Genomic DNA, 18,424 nt, shown 5'->3' on the forward strand with positions numbered 1-18,424 from the left:
GGGGAGATATCGTTCATGAGAGAAGCTGTCATTGTTGCGGGAGCAAGAACACCAATTGGAAAAGCAAAGAGGGGTTCATTAAAAACAGTTCGTCCTGACGATCTAGGGGCGTTAGTAGTAAAGGAAACGTTAAAGCGTGCAAATTATGAAGGACCAATCGATGATTTAATTTTCGGTTGTGCGATGCCAGAAGCAGAACAAGGTTTAAATATGGCTCGTAATATCGGCGGACTAGCAGGACTTTCTTACGATGTTCCAGCTATTACAATTAACCGTTACTGTTCTTCTGGTTTACAAAGTATCGCTTACGGAGCAGAGCGCATTATGCTTGGTCACTCTGAAGCTGTATTATCAGGCGGAGCGGAATCAATGAGTTTAGTTCCAATGATGGGACACGTTGTTCGTCCGAATAGTCGCCTTGTAGAAGCGGCTCCGGAATATTATATGGGTATGGGACATACAGCAGAGCAAGTTGCTGTGAAATATGGAATTTCTCGTGAAGAGCAAGATGCATTTGCAGTAAGAAGTCATCAACGTGCTGCCAAAGCATTAGCGGCAGGAAACTTTGCTGATGAAACAGTATCTGTAGATGTGACGTTACGCTCGGTTGGCTCAAACAATAAACTGCAAGAAGAAACAATCATTTTCGCACAAGATGAAGGTGTAAGAGCAGAGACGACGCTAGACATTTTAGGGAAATTACGTCCAGCATTTAACGTTCGCGGTTCTGTAACAGCTGGTAACTCTTCACAAATGAGTGACGGTGCAGCATCTGTACTATTAATGGATCGTGAAAAAGCAGTGAGCGATGGCATGAAGCCACTTGCGAAATTCCGTTCATTTGCAGTAGCTGGCGTACCACCAGAAGTAATGGGAATCGGCCCAATCGCTGCAATTCCAAAAGCGTTAAAACTAGCTGGCTTAGAGCTATCTGATATTGGCTTATTCGAACTAAACGAAGCATTTGCTTCTCAATCGATCCAAGTTATTCGTGAACTTGGTTTAGATGAAGAAAAAGTAAACGTAAACGGTGGTGCAATCGCACTTGGACATCCACTTGGCTGTACAGGAGCAAAACTAACACTATCTCTTATTCACGAAATGAAACGCCGCAACGAACAATTCGGTATCGTAACAATGTGTATTGGCGGCGGAATGGGAGCAGCGGGAGTGTTTGAATTACTATAAAAAAAGTGGAAGCGGCTTGTTCAGAATGTGAGGGGGATGGAGCTTCAGACGTAGAGGCGCTCTTTACCTCGTAGGAAGAAGCGAAGCCACCGAACATTCTAGCCGCTGGAACTGGATTATAAAAAAAGTGCAAGCAGTTCGCTCAGAACGAGACGACGCTAAAGCAAAGAATGGAAGCAACAAAGGTTTATAAAAAATAAACGGGAGAGCCAGCTTCTTTCAAAAAGAGAGAAGCTGCTCATGAAAATATGAAGGAGGAAATTTTCATGGAAAAAACAGTAGGAAATGCGGTTAAAGGCGGTAGCTTTTTAGTTGATGAGATTACGATTGATCAAGTGTTTACGCCAGAAGATTTTTCATCTGAGCATAAAATGATTGCAAAAACGACAGAGGACTTTATCGTAAATGAAGTTCTTCCAGAGCTTGAATATTTAGAGCAACATGAATTTGATCGTTCAGTTCGTCTTTTAAAAGAAGCTGGGGAGCTTGGTTTATTAGGCGCTGACGTACCAGAAGAGTACGGTGGGATTGGTCTTGATAAAGTAAGCTCAGCGTTAATCGCAGAGAAATTCTCTCGCGCTGGCGGCTTTGCAATCACTCACGGTGCTCACGTAGGTATCGGATCTTTACCAATCGTATTATTCGGTAACGAAGAGCAAAAGAAAAAGTATTTACCATTACTTGCAACTGGTGAAAAATTAGCTGCATACGCATTAACTGAGCCAGGTTCAGGATCTGACGCATTAGGCGCAAAAACAACTGCACGTTTAAATGCAGAAGGTACACATTATGTATTAAACGGTGAAAAACAGTGGATTACAAACTCTGCATTCGCTGACGTATTCGTTGTATATGCAAAAATTGATGGAGAGCATTTCTCAGCATTTATCGTAGAGAAAGAATACGCTGGTGTATCTACAAGCCCTGAAGAGAAGAAAATGGGTATTAAATGTTCTTCAACTCGTACGTTAATTTTAGAAGATGCGTTAGTACCGAAAGAAAACCTACTTGGTGAAATCGGTAAAGGTCATATTATCGCATTCAACATTTTAAATATCGGTCGTTATAAATTAGGTGTTGGTACAGTTGGATCTGCAAAACGTGCAGTAGAAATTTCAGCACAATATGCAAACCAACGTCAACAGTTCAAGCAACCAATCGCTCGCTTCCCATTAATTCAAGAGAAACTTGCGAATATGGCAGCAAAAACATATGCAGCTGAAAGTTCTGTATATCGTACAGTAGGTTTATTCGAAAGCCGCATGAGCACATTATCTGAAGAAGAAGTAAAAGACGGTAAAGCAGTAGCAGCTTCTATCGCTGAATATGCAATCGAGTGCTCTTTAAACAAAGTATTCGGTTCTGAAGTATTAGACTATACAGTAGATGAAGGTGTTCAAATTCACGGTGGTTACGGGTTTATGGCAGAGTACGAGATTGAAAGAATGTACCGTGATTCTCGTATTAACCGTATTTTCGAAGGAACGAACGAAATTAATCGCCTAATCGTACCAGGTACGTTCTTACGTAAAGCGATGAAAGGTGAATTACCACTTCTTCAAAAAGCACAAAAATTACAAGAAGAGTTAATGATGATGATGCCAGAAGAAGTAGGCGATGAGCCATTAGCACTTCAAAAATATTTAGTAACTAACGCGAAGAAAATCGGCTTAATGGTAGCTGGATTAGCTGCTCAAAAATACGGTAAAGCATTAGATAAAGAGCAAGAAATTCTTGTGAATATCGCTGACATTGTAAGCAATCTATACGCAATGGAATCAGCTGTTCTTCGTACAGAAAAAGCAATCAAAACAACTGGTCTTGAAAAGAATAAACAAAAAGTGTTATACACTGAAGTATTCTGCCAAGAAGCATTTAACGAAATCGAAGCAGATGCGAAAGAAACACTTATCGCAGTTGAAAACGGCGACATGCTGCGCATGATGTTATCATCATTACGTAAATTAACTCGCCACACACCACTTAACGTAATTCCGAAGAAACGTGAAATCGCTGCGAAAATTTTAGAAGATGAGCGTTACACAGTTTAATATCTTTAAAGAACAGTAGTCGTTTATACGGCTACTGTTCTTTTTTCTGAAAAAATGAAATTTTTAGTGGTATAAAACTAATACCATTAGTATAATAAAACTAATGGTATTAGTTTTCGTGGAGAGGGAGATGGGAATATGAGAATGATGCATGAAAAAACGGTATATCAATTGTCATTTTTGCCAAGAGCGTTTCCTGTGAATTGTTACTTTGTGGAGGAAGAGGATGGTTTAACTTTAATTGATGCTGCTTTGCCATATAGCGCAAAAGGAATTTTACAGGCGGCTGAGAAAATAGGAAAACCAATTACGAATATTGTATTAACACATGCGCATGATGATCACATCGGTGCATTAGACGCATTAAAGGAAGTACTTCCTCATGTTCCAGTCTACATTTCTAAGCGGGACGCAAAGCTGTTAGAAGGAGATACGACGTTACAAAAGGATGAACCAAATACGCCAATAAAAGGCGGTGTACCTAAAAAGATAAAAACGGTACCTGATGTTTTATTGGAAGATGGCGACCGAGTTGGATCGCTTCTTGCGATTATGACACCGGGACATACGCCGGGCTCCATGTCGTTTCTTGATGTACGAAATAAAGCTCTTATTGTTGGGGATGCATTTCAAACAAGAGGAGGTATGGCTGTTTCGGGACAAATGAAATTTTGGTTTCCGTTTCCAGCGATGGCAACGTGGAGCAAAGAAATATCATTACAAAGTGCACAGAAGCTAAGCGAATATGAACCTTCCTTGCTTGCGGCAGGGCACGGAAAAATGATAAAGGATCCAGGGGCTGTCATAGAGCTTGCTATTCAGGAAGCGAAGCGGAATATAGAAAGTAAGAAAGAGGGTTAATTTATGTCACCTAGAATCGGACTTACATTACAGAAAATTGTAGAAACAGCTGCAGAAATTGCAGATACAAATGGAATACAAGAAGTAACGTTAGCTTCATTAGCGCAAAGATTAGGGATACGTTCGCCCTCACTATATAATCATGTAAAAGGGTTACAAGATGTACGGAAAAATCTTGGTATTTACGGAATACAACAGCTGCATAACAAACTGGAAGAAGTAGCCGAGGATAAACAGATGGATGAAGCAATTCATGCATTAGGAGAAGCATATGTAGCATTTGTCCGAAAACATCCTGGACTATATGAAGCAACTTTTTTACGAGATGAAGAAGTAAGAAAAGCAGGTGACGGAATTGTAAAGCTTTGTCTTCAGGTTTTACAACAGTATGGCTTAGAAGGAGAGAATGCACTTCATGCGACACGCGGATTCAGAAGTATTTGTCATGGATTTGCTTCGATTGAACAGCAGGGCGGATTTGGTTTGCCGTTAGATTTAGATATAAGTTTACATGTATTGTTGGAAACGTTTATTAAAGGGTTACGTGAATAAGAAGCGAGGCAAACAAAAACCTTAGAAGTGATTCTAAGGTTTTTTAGTGCATATAATTCGAAAAGAGCGGTAGGCTTTTTCTCATTACATGATATTATTTAGCAGGTTTGAAAAATGTGTATATAGCTACGGAAAGGCAAACGAAAATAAAAGCAATAGGATCTTGATATGGACTAGGCTCAGAGCCCTTCTGGATTTCTGTAAGGAAGTCATGTGTTTTCATGTTCATTGCTCCTTTAACTAATAAGTTTTATATGATGCGAGGGTTATGGTGGATAGATAAGAAATTTTTGGAATTTCATCTAATAATTATTCTATAGTAATCTAATTCCAAAAACTATATAATACAAAGCTTTCATGATATGTAAAATTGCATATTATTCTTTTTGAAAAATTTGTTATATTATCTATATATTTGTATTAAAGGGTTTTTGTTAAGGTAATGAAAACAAATGGAGGAATAGTATGAGAAAAACAGTATTAGACGCGTATAATGCAGAAAGAGAAGTAGATAACATAACATATAAAAATCTAGTTGTGACGATTGCAAGCATTCTAGGGTTCTCACTCTTAGGGGGATTATTCCTTGCTTTAGCCCTTGGGATTTTTGGAGAAGAGGTATTACGTGCTAATTTAGAGGGATATTATTTACTTCTATTTGATGCAGCTGTTGTTACTATTGTTTTATTTGCGTATAAACCAGTGCTTCATTTTATTAAGAACATATGGGATGTATCTATTTTAAAAAATGGGAAAACCTACTTGTATTTATTAATAGGTTTTATCATCATTGCATTAACTCAGTATGTAATGTTAGAGTTGTTTAGCTTTGAAAGTGCAGAGCAGCAACGAGATCAATTAGGGAGCTTAGGACTTCAAAATAGTCTACAAAGTATTATATATGTGTTAAGTGTTGCTATAATTACACCAATTAAAGAAGAAATTTTATATAGAGGTATTTTGTATCGATTTTTTGAAAAGAAATATAGTTTTCTAGTTGGTATCATTATTTCTTCCTTTATCTTTGGGATTCTTCATGGTGGTTTTCCAGTTACGGCAATGATTATGGGGATTGTATTTGCTATGTTATATAAGAAAACACAATCTATTTTACCTAGCATTATTTTACATATTGTATGGAACCTACTTGTGAGTATAAGTATGATTGTTTCTTTATAAAATTGAATGAATATTTAGCATAAAAGATGAATGGCCTAGCTATTCATCTTTTATTTTGTTTATATGTGCGAAAAGTTGATGAATACAATCCAAAAAGAACCAAATACTAATGATGAATGAACAAAGAAAGGCGGGTATGTTATATGCAAAACTTAACAGAGCTTGAAGTAGAAAACTTACGTCATTTAATTGGTGGACACGCAACAATTATTAACAAGTTGGAGCAGTATGCACAGACGTGTACAGATCCACAACTGAAACAAATGCTACAAAAAGATGCGCAAGATGCACGAAATACAAAACAGCAATTACTGACTTTCCTAGGATAGGAGGAAGAGAAAGATGAATGAAAAAGATATGGTAAATGATTATTTAGCAGGATTGAATGCAAGTTTAACGAGCTATGCAAATTATATTGCTCAGTCTGATAATGAACAGTTACATCAAACGTTAATTCAAATTCGTAATCAAGACGAGGCGCGCCAACGTAATATGTATGAGTACGCAAAGCAAAAGAGTTATTACAAACCGGCAGCACCTGCTAATCCAATGATTGTACAGCAATTAAAAAGTCAATTAAGTGCGGAACAATAGTGAAAAGAAAACGAGCGAATTTATTCGCTCGTTTTCTTTTTGTATATGTCAATAAATACATAATAAATATTTTTCCAGTTGTAACAAATATGACGAAAATGGAATATAACAATTCACAAAAAGGACAAAAACTTTGTTCAATATTTCACAAAGTATCCATGGTTTCTATCGTGAGAACCTCTATAATTAGGAGTGTAAAGAGCAAAAGAAATAGATTATATGATCAATTAGGAGAGATTGCTATGAAAAGACATACAAGAAAAATTGCAATTATCGGTACTGGATTAGTTGGATCAAGTTGTGCGTATTCTATTGTGAATCAAGGTATTTGCGAAGAGCTATTATTAATTGATATAAATCATGAACGTGCAGTTGGGGAAGCAATGGATTTATCACATTGCATTAACTTTACAAATACAAGAACAAAAGTATATGCAGGAAACTATGAAGACTGCATAGATATGGACATTGTCATTATTACAGCAGGACCAGCACCAAAACCAGGGCAAAGTCGCTTAGATACTTTAGGAGCGAGTGCGAAGATTATGGAAAGTGTTGTTGGTGGCGTAATGGAAAGTGGATTTGATGGTATTTTCTTACTTGCATCGAACCCAGTTGATATTATTACATATCAAGTTTGGAAATTATCTGGATTACCTAGAAATCGCGTAATCGGTACTGGTACATCACTAGATTCTTCTCGCTTAAGAACAATTTTATCTGAAATGCTACATGTAGACCCTCGTAGTATTCATGGGTATTCATTAGGAGAACATGGTGATTCTCAAATGGTTGCTTGGTCTCATGTAACTGTTGGTGGAAAGCCAATTCTGCAAATTTTAGAAGAACAAAAAGAACGATTTGGAGAAATAAATTTAGATGAAATTGTTGAGAAAACTGCAAAAGCTGGCTGGGAAATTTATAAACGTAAAGGAACTACTTATTACGGAATCGGAAACTCTCTAGCGTATATTGCGAGTTCAATCTTTAACGATGATCACCGTGTCATTGCTGTATCAGCCATTTTAGATGGTGAGTACGGTGAATACGATATTTGTACAGGAGTACCAGCTATTATTACTAGAGACGGTATAAGAGAAGTTGTAGAACTCAATTTAACAGAGGATGAAGAATCTCGATTCGCAAAATCAAACGATATTTTACGTGATTATATGAAAACAATTGGTTACTAACTTATAGAAGAAGGTGAAACAAATGAAGGAATATATAATGTCTCGTGTATTTAAAGCATCTGCTGGAATCGCACAAGGTATTTTCGTATCCCTCGGAATTGGTTTACTAATCGAAAATATAGGAAGAATTGTTGATATTCCGTTGCTTATTACAATTGGAGTTGTTGCAAAATCACTTATGGCACCAGCCATTGGTGCTGGAATTGCTTTTATGATCGGTGCAAATGGTCTTGTAATCTTCTCGGCTATGGTGGCTGGAGCAATTGGTGCCGGATCCATTTCAATTACTGAAGCTGGTCTAATTATTAAAACAGGTGAGCCAATCGGTGCTTTATTAACAGCAACTTTAGCTGTATATATTGGTAAACGTTTAAGCGGAAAAACTGCTTTAGATATGATGCTCGTTCCATTTGCGGCCATATTAGGTTCTGGTTTAGTTGGTATTTGGTTATCTCATAATATTACTCCTGTTTTAAATGCAGTTGGAGCGTTCATTAAAGATAGCTCAGCTGGTAGCCCGTTTATCGCTTCTATCGTCATTGCAGTAGTTTGGGGACTATTACTTATCTCTCCAGCTTCATCAGCTGCGTTAGCGATCGCACTTAGCTTAGACGGTGTTGCAGGTGGTGCAGCTCTTGCCGGATGCGTCGCTCAGTTTATCGGATTCTCTGTCATCTCAGCAAAAGAAAACAATTTAGGTGGCATATTAGCTCAAGCTCTTTGTACTCCGAAAGTACAGTTGCCAAATATCACTAAAAATCCAATGATTCTCGTCCCAACTGTCGTCGCCAGTGCTATAGTCGGTCCGGTATCCGCATTAATTTTCCAACTGGAAGCAGGAAAAGAAATTGCAGGTCTTGGATTAAGTTCTCTTATCGCACCAATTAATTTAATTTCCAGCGAAGGATGGGAAGTTCTCCCGGCGATGGTAATTACTTATATCGTCATTCCAGTAGCTGTTTCTTATATACTTTACATTGCTCTTAAAAAAGCAGGTCGTATTCATTCTGGTGATATGACTGTACCGCAATCTTAAATTGAAAATCTCCTTAATAATAGATAAAAGCAGACTGAGAAGCCACAGTCTGCTTTTTTGTCATGTTACATTCTATGATTTTGTTTTACTGGAACTCTTATTGGTTCTTTGGCCAATAAGAGTTGAACGCCGAAGTAAAGTATGCTTGCAAGTGTCATTCCAGAAACGGCATCTACAAAGGCATGTTGCTTCGTAAATAGCGTTGATAAAATAATAAGTGTACCGAAGAAAGTAAGGATGTAATATTCAAAAGCATGTTGTTCTCTACGCTTAAAGGCAGCTAACATAATTACAAATGTAGTAAGAACGTGAATGCTAGGGAAACAGTTTACTGGCTGGTCGATACTATAAATATAGCGAACTAGTTCAGAAAATACATCTGTTCCAACGACAGTCGGACGCGGTACAGTTGTTTGCCAAAAATAATAAATAGAAAAACAAGCAAGCTTTCCAAAAATAACACTACTTAAAGTGACATAATATTGCTTTCGGTCAGCGAAGCAGTAATAAATAAGTGCGCCGTATAAGTATGGAAACCAAAGTAAATAAGGAATAATAAATGCTTTTACAAATGGAATCCAATCATCTACTACAGTTGTAACGTCTACTGCGTGAACAGTCGATTTATTTAATACGTCGTAAAGGGGACTTACGAGTACGAGTAGAAGTATATAACTTAACGGAAGAAAAGATGAAAGTTTAAATTTCTTCATGTTGATCTCCTATGTTTAGTAATGTAAGTAAATTCAATTGATTATAATATAGAAACGTGAATTGGGCTATCGATTTTACTTACATTTTCTTGAATTAACCTTACGTTTTTGTCACTTGACTAAAAAGAAGGGGGAGGGTGCTAAATGAAGCGTTTATCATATTTTTTAGTTTTTATATTGTTATGCCTAGTAGGTGCTGGGTGTGCAAAGAATAACGAAGGAGAAAAATTAGAATATAACGGAAGAGCACTCGTAATTGGAGTTGTTGGAGAAAAGCCGAAAGATACGTTTAGGAATGTAAAGTTTGAAAGTATAAAGTTAGAAGAAATGCAGGAGAAATCAGCAAAAGTTGATGGTTTTTTCGTTATGAAAGAATACTTTAAAGAGGCATCAAAGGAGCAGTATACGGACTTATTTTTATCGTTAAAGAAGCCGGTATTTTTTATTGGTTTGCAAGATAGACCGTATTTAATTTTTACTAACAAGGATTTAGATTATGATAATACCCCAAAGGATAAAACGATGACTTATACGCAAGGGTTTGTAAATATGGGGAACCCTGAAGGGCAATATTGGGGTATGGGATTATATAATGATACTGTTTCCGATCGAAATATTCATAATATGTATATAGTAGTATTTCAAACCATTTCGGATTACTTAAGTCGATGATGAAGGAGCCTGTAAACGAGGCTTCTTATTTTTTTATGTAGAAGCTAGTTTAAGTATGGGGAATACAGAAGTTGCTGATAAAATAGATAAAAATGGTTTTGAACTTGGGGAGGAGGCCTCTTTAGCAAAATATGAAGTGGGTATAGATATACCTATACCATTTACAAATCATGATTTACATATCGGGGTTCACCCTCACTTGGACAAACGGGTGGTTCTTTTAAGGTAAGTTCAAGTGGATTTAAAGTAAATTTCCCTTGGGGACCTGGAGCTAGTCCTGTGGGTACAGGTGTTGAAGTAGAGATAAAGTAAAAAGGGGTATCTTTTATGACTTTAGAAAGTTTGAAAAAAATTTTAACAATTCTTTTTGTTATTTGTTTTTTTGGTACTATTATTTTTACAATGTTCGATGCTACATATAATTTAAAAGAAAAAATAATTTTTTCATTGATATATTTAATTACAGTTCCTATTAGTTTTTTAATTTTATATAAAATAGGTAAATTTTTCATTAAATAAAGAGGTGAATTAAAATGGAGAAGGTAGAGAAAGATACATTACTTCCGATTGGTTCAGTTGTGAGATTTAAAACATGGGAACAACCATTGATGATATATGGTAGAAAACAAGAAGATTCAAAAACTAAGAAAACTTGGGATTATGTAGCTTGTTATTATCCTATCGGAAATATTTCAACTGAATATAATATGTTTTTTAATCATGAACATATATCAGAAGTTATTTTTACTGGATATGTAAATGAAGATGAAATAAAGTTGCGTGAAGATTTAAACTAGCATTATTGATTTTACAACTATAATAACTATAATATATTCACTAGGGTATATTATAATTATTATAGTTTTTTTGAATGTAAATAGAAGGATATTTATTGTGGGGATAAGGGGGAATGATATTGAAAACTATTAAAAACACATTATTATTTGTTCTATGTTTGGTAGTTCTTAGTGGTTGTTTTACAAGAGAGGGAACGATTGTTGGTGGTAAAGTTCATGGTGCTTCAGATAGTATATCTGGGAAGTATAAAAGTTTCACAGGTTTTGCAACTCAAGATATGGATGTGAAAAAAGGTGAAAGCTGGATATTCTCCTTTGATGATAAAACTAAGCAAGGAACCATAAAAGCTTATGTTTTAGATTCAAATGATAATACAATACTGGAAGTTAATAGTGGAAAAGGCGAAAATAATATTAAAGTGTCTAAAGATGATACATATAAAGTTAAAATTATAACAGAAGAACATGGTGGGGAATTTGAAATATCATGGAAAAAAGAAAAGTAGCTAGTTAATAAGTAGAGGATTATTATTATGTTCTTAGGAGTTGAATGGCTTCCAAAGAGATGGGGAAAAAGGAAAATTTCAGAACAGTTTCTGTAAGCGAAATTTGCTGATGAAGGAAAAGGAATTTTGATTATTACTTATGCTATAGATTTATATGTGAATTATATTCCTTTAAAAGTAAAGAAATATAATTCACTTTAATTTCTATTGAATATAGAAGTGAGTATGCTATGAAAGTCATGTGTATGCATGGCTTTTTCTTTGTAGTAATTTCTTAATCATCATGGAATTCTCTCACTATTACGGCCAAAATCGTTAGTTCCTTTTATCTGTACGCCTTTGTCATGTGAATTGTTTCCAGGTTTTGTGACTATAGGAAGAAACCGATGCAGCCCAAGGGTTAGTAAAGAAAAATAGGGAGTTAATCAAACGTTTGTTTAAGCTGTATGTTCGGTAGGAAGAAACCGATGCAGCTCAAAGGTTAAGAAAGAAAAATGGAGAATTAATCAAACGTTTGTTTAAGCTGTATGTTCGGTAGAAAGAAACTCATGTAGTTCAAAGGCTAACAAAGAAAAATAAGAAATTAATCAAACGCTTGTTTAAGATATATGTTTGGTGCAGAATCTAAAAAAATTTATATATTTATTTTTTTCTTAACAAATGGCGGAAAAATAAGAAAAATTCGCAGGATTATTAAAAATTATCACGAAATAAGTAAAAGTTTAGCGAATAATGGTTTGAAATAATAAAACGTTTTCTATATGATAAAGGTAAAGGTTAGTAAAAAAGTAGGTGAATTTATGACAGTAACATTTTATTCATATCCAAAGTGTGGCACATGTCAAAAGGCAAAGAAATGGTTTGAGGCAAACGATGTAGCATATGAGATGATTCATATTGTTGAAAATCCACCATCAAAAGAAGATTTACGTAATTTACATGAAAAAAGTGAATTACCATTAAAAAAATTCTTTAATACAAGTGGAATGCGTTACCGTGAACTTGGTCTGAAAGATAAGTTGAAAGATGCAAGCGAAGACGAAATGTATGAGCTTTTAGCATCTGATGGCATGTTGATCAAACGTCCAATTGTAACAGATGGAACGAATGTAACACTTGGTTTTAACGAAGAGCAGTTTGAAAGTGTGTGGAAAAAGTACCAATAAGGTATTTTTACATAATTAATACATTCACTGGAGGTACAGTCATGAGCATTCCAAATAATTTACGTTACTCTGAAGAACACGAATGGGTAAAAACTGAAGGTAATGAAGTTGTTATCGGTATCACTCACTTTGCACAAGGTGAGCTAGGCGATATCGTATTCGTTGAACTTCCTGAAGTAGGTGCAACAATCGAAGCTGACGAGCCATTCGGAAGCGTAGAATCTGTTAAAACAGTTTCTGAGCTATACGCACCTGTAAGTGGTAAAGTTGTAGCAGTAAACGAAGAATTAAGTGACCAACCAGAACTTGTTAACGAATCTCCATACGAGGGTGCATGGATGGTTAAAGTTGAACTTTCTGATGCAAGCCAAGTTGAGAAGTTATTAACTGCAGAAAAATATGCAGAAATGACAAACCAAGACTAATTATAGTCGACTAAAGGACAGCCTTTGTGCTGTCCTTTTTTATTTTGTGTAAAATAATGAATGTAGAATCATATACTAATTATCGTGTAGGAGAACGTTTTTTGAAAAAAACTTTTTCGTATAACCTTTATGCAGGTCTAGCCGCTTTTGCTTTTCGTTGTCTAGCTTTTCACGTCTAAGAATTTTCTGCACAAGAAGACAAAAAAGCGTTTTCTGTGCGAAAGAACTTTAGCCAAAAGAACTAAAAAGTTGGGCATTTCACTCCTTTACTTGAGGCGAAAAGAGCCTTGAGTGAAGGAGTTCGGGTACATTCTTGTTCTAAACGAGCCGCTTCCGCTTTTCTTTTGCAAAAATAAACAGGAAACAACATGAAAATAACGAATATACTATATACTAAGTTAAAGGTTGTATAGTATATGGTGATCGGGTGATGACATATGATTTATGTAGAAAAAGTCATTATTGTAGAAGGTACATCAGATAGAAGAAAGATTGAATCTATTATTCGTGAACCGGTGGAAATTGTTTGTACAAATGGTACAATTGGTTTGTCGAAAATGGATGAGCTCGTTGATCAGTTTTTTGATAAGGAAGTGTATGTGCTAGTGGATGCTGATGATGCTGGAGAAAAGTTAAGGAAACAATTTCGAAAAGAATTTCCGCAAGCCGAGCATATCTATATTGATCGCTCGTACCGAGAAGTGGCAACTGCGCCATCTACACACTTAGCAAATGTATTATGGGGAGCCGATATTGACGTTTATACAGAATATTTACGGTAAGGAATGATAGAAGTGATCGATTGGACAGGAGCCGAAGCTACAGCCCTAATAGAGAATGAAGAAAAAACAGTGTTATATGTATATACTCCAATGTGTGGAACATGCCAATTAGCAAAAAAGATGTTAACAGTCGTTGAGATGACAATTGAAGGCCTCAAAATTGGGATGTTAGATTTAAATTATGCTCCGCATTTAGCGAAAGAGTATGGGATTGAAAGTGTACCTTGTTTACTTGTTTTTGAAAATGGGACACTGATGAAGAAGATATACGCATTTCATTCGGTTGAATATTTATATACGGAATTAAAGTAGGCGGCAAAATTTTTGCCGCCTCGACATATTTCTTGGGAAATATGTCGAGATGCAGGGTGGATACAGTATTTGTCGAGCGAAAATAACAGGATTGCTCTTTAGTGAGAGGGAATGGTATGTAATAGAAAGTGATATGAAGGATGTGATTTAGGGTGAGATTATATTCTTTGCTTCAATCATTTGTAAATTACGCTAATGGTCAATATCATTTAGAACCACTTTTAAGACAAGAAGAAAAAACTGTTAATTTCCGCTTTAGAGATGAAAGTTGTTCGTTACAAATTTCAAGAGATTATATAGAGCTGGTACATGAGGAAAGAGGAACGGAACAAATCATTTGCTTAGACGAAAAGGATATAGAACAATTGGTGAATGGAAATGTACGATTGCAAATGTTAATGAATGATGGACGTGTACAATATTCAGGAACGTACCGAACGATGTTATTAGTGGAATCGATGTTTCATATATGTAAACCGATGTCAGTAGGTGCTTAAAATTCTGAAGTTTCATTTTTTGCGAAAATTTCTGTTGACATGGTGAGCGTATATTGATACAATTCAAGTCATAAAATATAGACAATTTCATAAATTTCAAATCAGACGAAAATTGAATCTGATTTCTCTTATCAAGAGAGGTGGAGGGACTGTGCCCTGTGAAGCCCGGCAACCGTCAACTTATGTTGAAATGGTGCCAATTCCTGCAAAGCGAATGCTTTGAGAGATGAGAGAGAGGGATAATGTTGTTATATACGCATATAAACCTTTCTGCTTCTCTAAAGCAGAAAGGTTTTTTTATTGTTTGAATGTGGAGGACATTCAAATAATAAAAGTAATGATAACAGTGGACTACACGCATTAAAAATAAAAAATTGCGGAGTCGACCTAAACAAAAAAGGGGTGAACATCATGATTCTATTAGAGAATGTAAGGAAAATATATAAGGCGAAAAGCGGTGATGTCACTGCTGTAGATAACGCCAATTTAAAAATAGAAAAAGGCGAAATATTTGGTGTTATCGGATATAGCGGCGCTGGGAAAAGTTCTTTAATCAGATTGTTTAATCAGTTAGAGAAACCGACTTCTGGCCAAATTACAATTGCGAATCGTGTCATATCAGCAATTACAGGAAGTGAACTTCGTAAGGCAAGGCAAGAAATCGGAATGATTTTTCAGCACTTTAACTTACTTTGGTCACGAACTGTACGTGAAAATATAGAGTTTCCACTTGAAATTGCAGGTGTTGATAAAACGAAGAGAAGAAAACGTGTTGATGAATTAATTCATCTTGTTGGATTAGAAGGAAGAGGAGACGCGTACCCATCTCAGCTGAGCGGGGGACAAAAACAACGCGTTGGGATTGCAAGAGCATTAGCTAACAACCCACAAGTACTTTTATGTGATGAAGCAACGTCGGCTCTTGATCCAGAAACGACAGATCAAATTTTGGATTTACTATTAGACATTAATAAGCGCCTTGGTTTAACAATTGTACTCATTACACATGAGATGCACGTAATTCGAAAGATTTGTAATCGAGTGGCGGTAATGGAGAGAGGAAAGATTGTGGAAACGGGTCCAGTACTTGATGTATTCCGTAATCCGAAGCAAGATATTACGAAACGATTTGTACAGCAGTTAACAGATTCTGAAGATACAAATGAAACGATTGAAAGTTTAATTGAAAAATATCCAGATGGAAAAGTAATTCGTTTGCAGTTTATTGGTGAGGCTGTAGAAAGACCAGTCCTTCAACGATTGATGCAACGCAGTGATATAGAAGTTAGCATTTTGCAAGGAAATATCGCACAAACGAATAACGGTTCTTACGGTAGTTTAGTTGTTCATTTAAATGGTGAGGAAACAGCGATCCAGCAAGCGATAGAAGGAATTCATCAAGATCAAGTAGAGCTGGAGGTGATTGCACATGGATAAGTTACTCGCAAATGTTGATTGGAATCAAATGTTAGAAGCAACTGGTGAAACGTTATATATGACGGCAATCGCAGCTCTTGCGACATTTGTTTTAGGATTAATTTTAGGATTGTTACTCTTCATGACAGCGAAAGATAATTTATGGGAAAACAAATCAATTAATACGGTGATTGGAGCATTCGTAAATATATTCCGTTCTATACCGTTCATCATTTTAATTATTTTATTAATCCCATTCACAAAGATTCTTCTTGGAACAATTCTTGGAGCAAGTGCAGCGCTGCCAGCTTTAATTATTGGGGCGGCACCATTCTACGCGAGAATGGTTGAAATCGCACTTCGCGAAATTGATAAAGGTGTAATTGAAGCTTCCAAAGCAATGGGAGCAAAAACAAGCACAATTATTTTAAAAGTATTGATTCCAGAATCGTTACCAGCATTAGTATCTGGTATTACGGTTACGACAATTGCTTTAGTAGGCTATACAGCAATGGCGGGAGTTGTTGGTGCTGGTGGCCTTGGAACACTTGCTTACTTAGAAGGATTCCAAAGGGGAAATAACGATGTAACAATCGTTGCGACAATTTGTGTATTACTAGTTGTATTTTTAATTCAGTGGATTGGTGATAGTTTAACGACTCGAATAGATAAACGATAATAAAAACGGGAGGATGTTTCAAATGAAAAAATTATTACTTACGGCACTTATTTCAACTTCAATTTTTGGTTTAGCTGCTTGTGGCGGGAAAGATAAAGATGAAAAGAAACTCGTTGTTGGTGCTTCTAACGTACCGCACGCTGAAATTTTAGAAAAGGCAAAACCGTTACTTGAGAAAAAAGGAATCGAGTTAGAAATTAAAAAATTCCAAGACTACGTATTACCAAATAAATCGTTAGCGGATAAAGATTTAGATGCAAACTACTTTCAGCACATTCCGTATTTAGAAAAAGAAATTAAAGATAAAAAATATGATTTTGAAATAGCGGGGAAAATTCATTTAGAACCAATTGGTGTATACTCTCAAAAGTATAAGAGCCTAAAAGAACTTCCAGACGGGGCGACAATCATTATGAGTAATTCCGTTACTGACCATGGACGTGGTTTAGCAATTTTACAAAAAGAAGGCATTTTAAAAATTAAAGACGGAGTAGAGCCAGTTAATGCAACTCCAAAAGATATTGCAGATAATCCGAAAAACTTAAAATTTAAAACAGATATCGAGCCGGGTTTACTACCACAAGTGTATAACAATAAGGAAGGCGATGCTGTTTTAATTAACTCTAACTATGCAATTGATGCGAAATTAAACCCAGAAAAAGATGCAATTGCAATTGAAGGTGATGATTCACCGTACGCAAACATAGTAGCTGTTCGTAAAGGTGATAAAGATAAAAAAGAGATTAAAGAGCTTGTAGAAGTATTGCATTCTAAAGAAATCGAAGACTTTATTAATAAAGAATATAAAGGAGCGGTTGTTCCTGTAAAAGAATAATTGCTGAAAAGGCTGGTGTATGCCAGCCTTTTTTATAACTACATAACTATAGGGGAGAAGGGGACATCATATGAAAAAGATTCTATTGTCAGTTGTTACAGCGCTGTCTGTATTTACATTAGCTGCTTGCGGAGGAAAAGAAGAGAATAAGCTTGTTGTTGGAGCTTCTAACGTGCCGCATGCTGTTATTTTAGAGAAAGCACAGCCAATCTTAGAGAAAAAAGGCATTAAGTTAGAGATTAAAAAGTTCCAGGATTATGTACTGCCAAATAAAGCGTTAGCGGATAAAGAGATTGATGCGAACTACTTCCAGCATATTCCGTATTTAGATAAGGAGATCCAAGAAAAGGGATATAAAATTGTAAACGCAGGAAAAATTCATTTAGAGCCAATGGGTATTTATTCTAAGAAATATAAAAGCTTAAAAGACTTACCAGATGGCGGGACAGTGATTATGAGTAATAACGTAGCGGAGCGAGGCCGTATGTTAGCATTGTTACAAAAAGGCGGCGTGATTAAGCTTAAAGATGGTGTAGATGTGGTTAAGGCGACAGTAAAAGATGTAGTCGAAAATCCGAAAAACTTAAAATTTAAAACAGATGTTGAACCTGGACTTTCACCGAAGTTGTATGAAAATAATGAGGGAGATGCTTTATTCATTAATTCGAACTACGCAATTGATGCAAAATTAAATCCAACGAAGGATGCAATTGCGATTGAAGGAGCAGACTCTCCGTATGCAAACATCATTGCAGTTCGTAAAGGTGATGAGAAGAAAAAAGAAATTAAAGAGCTAGTAGAAGTGTTACATTCAAAAGAAATTCAAGATTTTATTAATAAAGAATATAAAGGTGCTGTACTTCCGGTAAGTGAATAAATATAAGGAAAGGACTGGGAAATTACCAGTCCTTTTTTCTTTATATAAATAAGAAGAAAGGTGTATCATAGAAAGATGTAAAGGAAATACTTA

General features: G+C 35.8%; 23 protein-coding genes, 1 pseudogene and 1 riboswitch. Of the genes and pseudogenes, 23 read left to right on the forward strand and 1 reads right to left on the reverse strand.

Annotated elements, in window-relative coordinates; all coding sequences use genetic code 11:
* Positions 1-15 precede the first annotated feature (15 nt).
* From AC1Q8L_RS21665 to AC1Q8L_RS21705, 9 genes are all read left to right on the forward strand, one after another.
* Positions 16-1,188 carry an acetyl-CoA C-acetyltransferase gene (locus AC1Q8L_RS21665; RefSeq protein WP_001206331.1) on the forward strand — a complete coding sequence of 391 codons (1,173 nt, stop codon included), beginning with the start codon at positions 16-18 and terminating at the stop codon, positions 1,186-1,188.
* 266 nt (positions 1,189-1,454) lie between these two features.
* Positions 1,455-3,239, forward strand: coding sequence for an acyl-CoA dehydrogenase FadE (locus AC1Q8L_RS21670; protein WP_000416293.1), 1,785 nt, complete (start codon positions 1,455-1,457; stop codon positions 3,237-3,239).
* A 138-nt stretch (positions 3,240-3,377) separates the two neighbouring features.
* Positions 3,378-4,100, forward strand: coding sequence for an MBL fold metallo-hydrolase (locus tag AC1Q8L_RS21675; RefSeq protein ID WP_001242581.1), 723 nt, complete (start codon positions 3,378-3,380; stop codon positions 4,098-4,100).
* A gap of 3 nt (positions 4,101-4,103) precedes the next feature.
* Positions 4,104-4,652 carry a TetR/AcrR family transcriptional regulator gene (locus tag AC1Q8L_RS21680; protein WP_000074941.1) on the forward strand — a complete coding sequence of 183 codons (549 nt, stop codon included), beginning with the start codon at positions 4,104-4,106 and terminating at the stop codon, positions 4,650-4,652.
* A 465-nt stretch (positions 4,653-5,117) separates the two neighbouring features.
* Complete coding sequence (locus AC1Q8L_RS21685; RefSeq protein WP_001232991.1) at positions 5,118-5,831, forward strand: CPBP family intramembrane glutamic endopeptidase; 714 nt, start codon at positions 5,118-5,120, stop codon at positions 5,829-5,831.
* 143 nt (positions 5,832-5,974) lie between these two features.
* Positions 5,975-6,160 carry a hypothetical protein gene (locus AC1Q8L_RS21690; RefSeq protein WP_001180554.1) on the forward strand — a complete coding sequence of 62 codons (186 nt, stop codon included), beginning with the start codon at positions 5,975-5,977 and terminating at the stop codon, positions 6,158-6,160.
* 13 nt (positions 6,161-6,173) lie between these two features.
* Positions 6,174-6,425 carry a spore coat protein gene (locus AC1Q8L_RS21695; protein ID WP_001002982.1) on the forward strand — a complete coding sequence of 84 codons (252 nt, stop codon included), beginning with the start codon at positions 6,174-6,176 and terminating at the stop codon, positions 6,423-6,425.
* Between the two features lie 242 nt (positions 6,426-6,667).
* Entirely contained in the window at positions 6,668-7,618 is a 951-nt protein-coding gene (locus AC1Q8L_RS21700) for an L-lactate dehydrogenase (RefSeq protein WP_098311951.1), read from the forward strand.
* 22 nt (positions 7,619-7,640) lie between these two features.
* Entirely contained in the window at positions 7,641-8,654 is a 1,014-nt protein-coding gene (locus AC1Q8L_RS21705; RefSeq protein WP_000666159.1) for a PTS sugar transporter subunit IIC, read from the forward strand.
* 65 nt (positions 8,655-8,719) lie between these two features.
* On the opposite strand, the gene AC1Q8L_RS21710 is transcribed toward AC1Q8L_RS21705, so the two are convergent.
* Positions 8,720-9,367, reverse strand: a complete 648-nt coding sequence (locus AC1Q8L_RS21710; RefSeq protein ID WP_000713772.1) for a phosphatase PAP2 family protein — start codon at positions 9,365-9,367, stop codon at positions 8,720-8,722.
* Positions 9,368-9,511: 144 nt separating this feature from the next.
* On the opposite strand from AC1Q8L_RS21710, the gene AC1Q8L_RS21715 reads away from it, so the two are divergent.
* The 14 genes and pseudogenes from AC1Q8L_RS21715 to metQ (AC1Q8L_RS21780) all read left to right on the forward strand — a co-directional run bounded on the left by AC1Q8L_RS21715 (position 9,512) and on the right by metQ (AC1Q8L_RS21780) (position 18,331).
* Positions 9,512-10,039: a hypothetical protein gene (locus AC1Q8L_RS21715; protein WP_000826910.1), complete on the forward strand. Its 528-nt coding sequence runs from the start codon at positions 9,512-9,514 to the stop codon at positions 10,037-10,039.
* A gap of 55 nt (positions 10,040-10,094) precedes the next feature.
* Positions 10,095-10,351, forward strand: a pseudogene (locus AC1Q8L_RS21720) (hypothetical protein).
* A 15-nt stretch (positions 10,352-10,366) separates the two neighbouring features.
* The gene (locus AC1Q8L_RS21725; protein WP_000171579.1) at positions 10,367-10,558 is read left to right on the forward strand and encodes a hypothetical protein; all 192 of its coding nucleotides are present in this window, start codon (positions 10,367-10,369) and stop codon (positions 10,556-10,558) included.
* Between the two features lie 14 nt (positions 10,559-10,572).
* Positions 10,573-10,836, forward strand: a complete 264-nt coding sequence (locus AC1Q8L_RS21730; protein ID WP_000416551.1) for a DUF4176 domain-containing protein — start codon at positions 10,573-10,575, stop codon at positions 10,834-10,836.
* A gap of 113 nt (positions 10,837-10,949) precedes the next feature.
* Positions 10,950-11,342 (forward strand): hypothetical protein, encoded by a 393-nt coding sequence (locus AC1Q8L_RS21735; RefSeq protein WP_029948387.1) that lies wholly within the window; start codon positions 10,950-10,952, stop codon positions 11,340-11,342.
* A gap of 800 nt (positions 11,343-12,142) precedes the next feature.
* Positions 12,143-12,508, forward strand: a complete 366-nt coding sequence (locus AC1Q8L_RS21740) for an arsenate reductase family protein (RefSeq protein ID WP_000218968.1) — start codon at positions 12,143-12,145, stop codon at positions 12,506-12,508.
* A 41-nt stretch (positions 12,509-12,549) separates the two neighbouring features.
* On the forward strand, positions 12,550-12,933 hold the full coding sequence (gene gcvH / locus AC1Q8L_RS21745) for a glycine cleavage system protein GcvH (RefSeq protein ID WP_000026896.1): 384 nt from the start codon (positions 12,550-12,552) through the stop codon (positions 12,931-12,933).
* A gap of 437 nt (positions 12,934-13,370) precedes the next feature.
* Positions 13,371-13,715 (forward strand): toprim domain-containing protein, encoded by a 345-nt coding sequence (locus tag AC1Q8L_RS21750; protein ID WP_000640870.1) that lies wholly within the window; start codon positions 13,371-13,373, stop codon positions 13,713-13,715.
* A 3-nt stretch (positions 13,716-13,718) separates the two neighbouring features.
* Positions 13,719-14,027, forward strand: a complete 309-nt coding sequence (locus AC1Q8L_RS21755; RefSeq protein ID WP_002025020.1) for a thioredoxin family protein — start codon at positions 13,719-13,721, stop codon at positions 14,025-14,027.
* A 152-nt stretch (positions 14,028-14,179) separates the two neighbouring features.
* Complete coding sequence (locus AC1Q8L_RS21760) at positions 14,180-14,524, forward strand: hypothetical protein (protein ID WP_001242140.1); 345 nt, start codon at positions 14,180-14,182, stop codon at positions 14,522-14,524.
* A gap of 125 nt (positions 14,525-14,649) precedes the next feature.
* A riboswitch (SAM riboswitch) is annotated at positions 14,650-14,757 on the forward strand.
* A gap of 178 nt (positions 14,758-14,935) precedes the next feature.
* Complete coding sequence (locus AC1Q8L_RS21765; protein ID WP_000601791.1) at positions 14,936-15,961, forward strand: methionine ABC transporter ATP-binding protein; 1,026 nt, start codon at positions 14,936-14,938, stop codon at positions 15,959-15,961.
* Entirely contained in the window at positions 15,954-16,619 is a 666-nt protein-coding gene (locus AC1Q8L_RS21770; protein ID WP_000359401.1) for a methionine ABC transporter permease, read from the forward strand. The genes AC1Q8L_RS21765 and AC1Q8L_RS21770 overlap by 8 nt, the downstream gene beginning before the upstream one ends.
* 22 nt (positions 16,620-16,641) lie before the next feature.
* Complete coding sequence (gene metQ / locus AC1Q8L_RS21775) at positions 16,642-17,454, forward strand: methionine ABC transporter substrate-binding lipoprotein MetQ (protein WP_000735080.1); 813 nt, start codon at positions 16,642-16,644, stop codon at positions 17,452-17,454.
* Positions 17,455-17,524: 70 nt separating this feature from the next.
* On the forward strand, positions 17,525-18,331 hold the full coding sequence (gene metQ, locus AC1Q8L_RS21780; protein ID WP_000722399.1) for a methionine ABC transporter substrate-binding lipoprotein MetQ: 807 nt from the start codon (positions 17,525-17,527) through the stop codon (positions 18,329-18,331).
* Positions 18,332-18,424: the final 93 nt, after the last annotated feature.

It is taken from the genome of Bacillus sp. GW823-FHT06A11 (assembly GCF_058795355.1).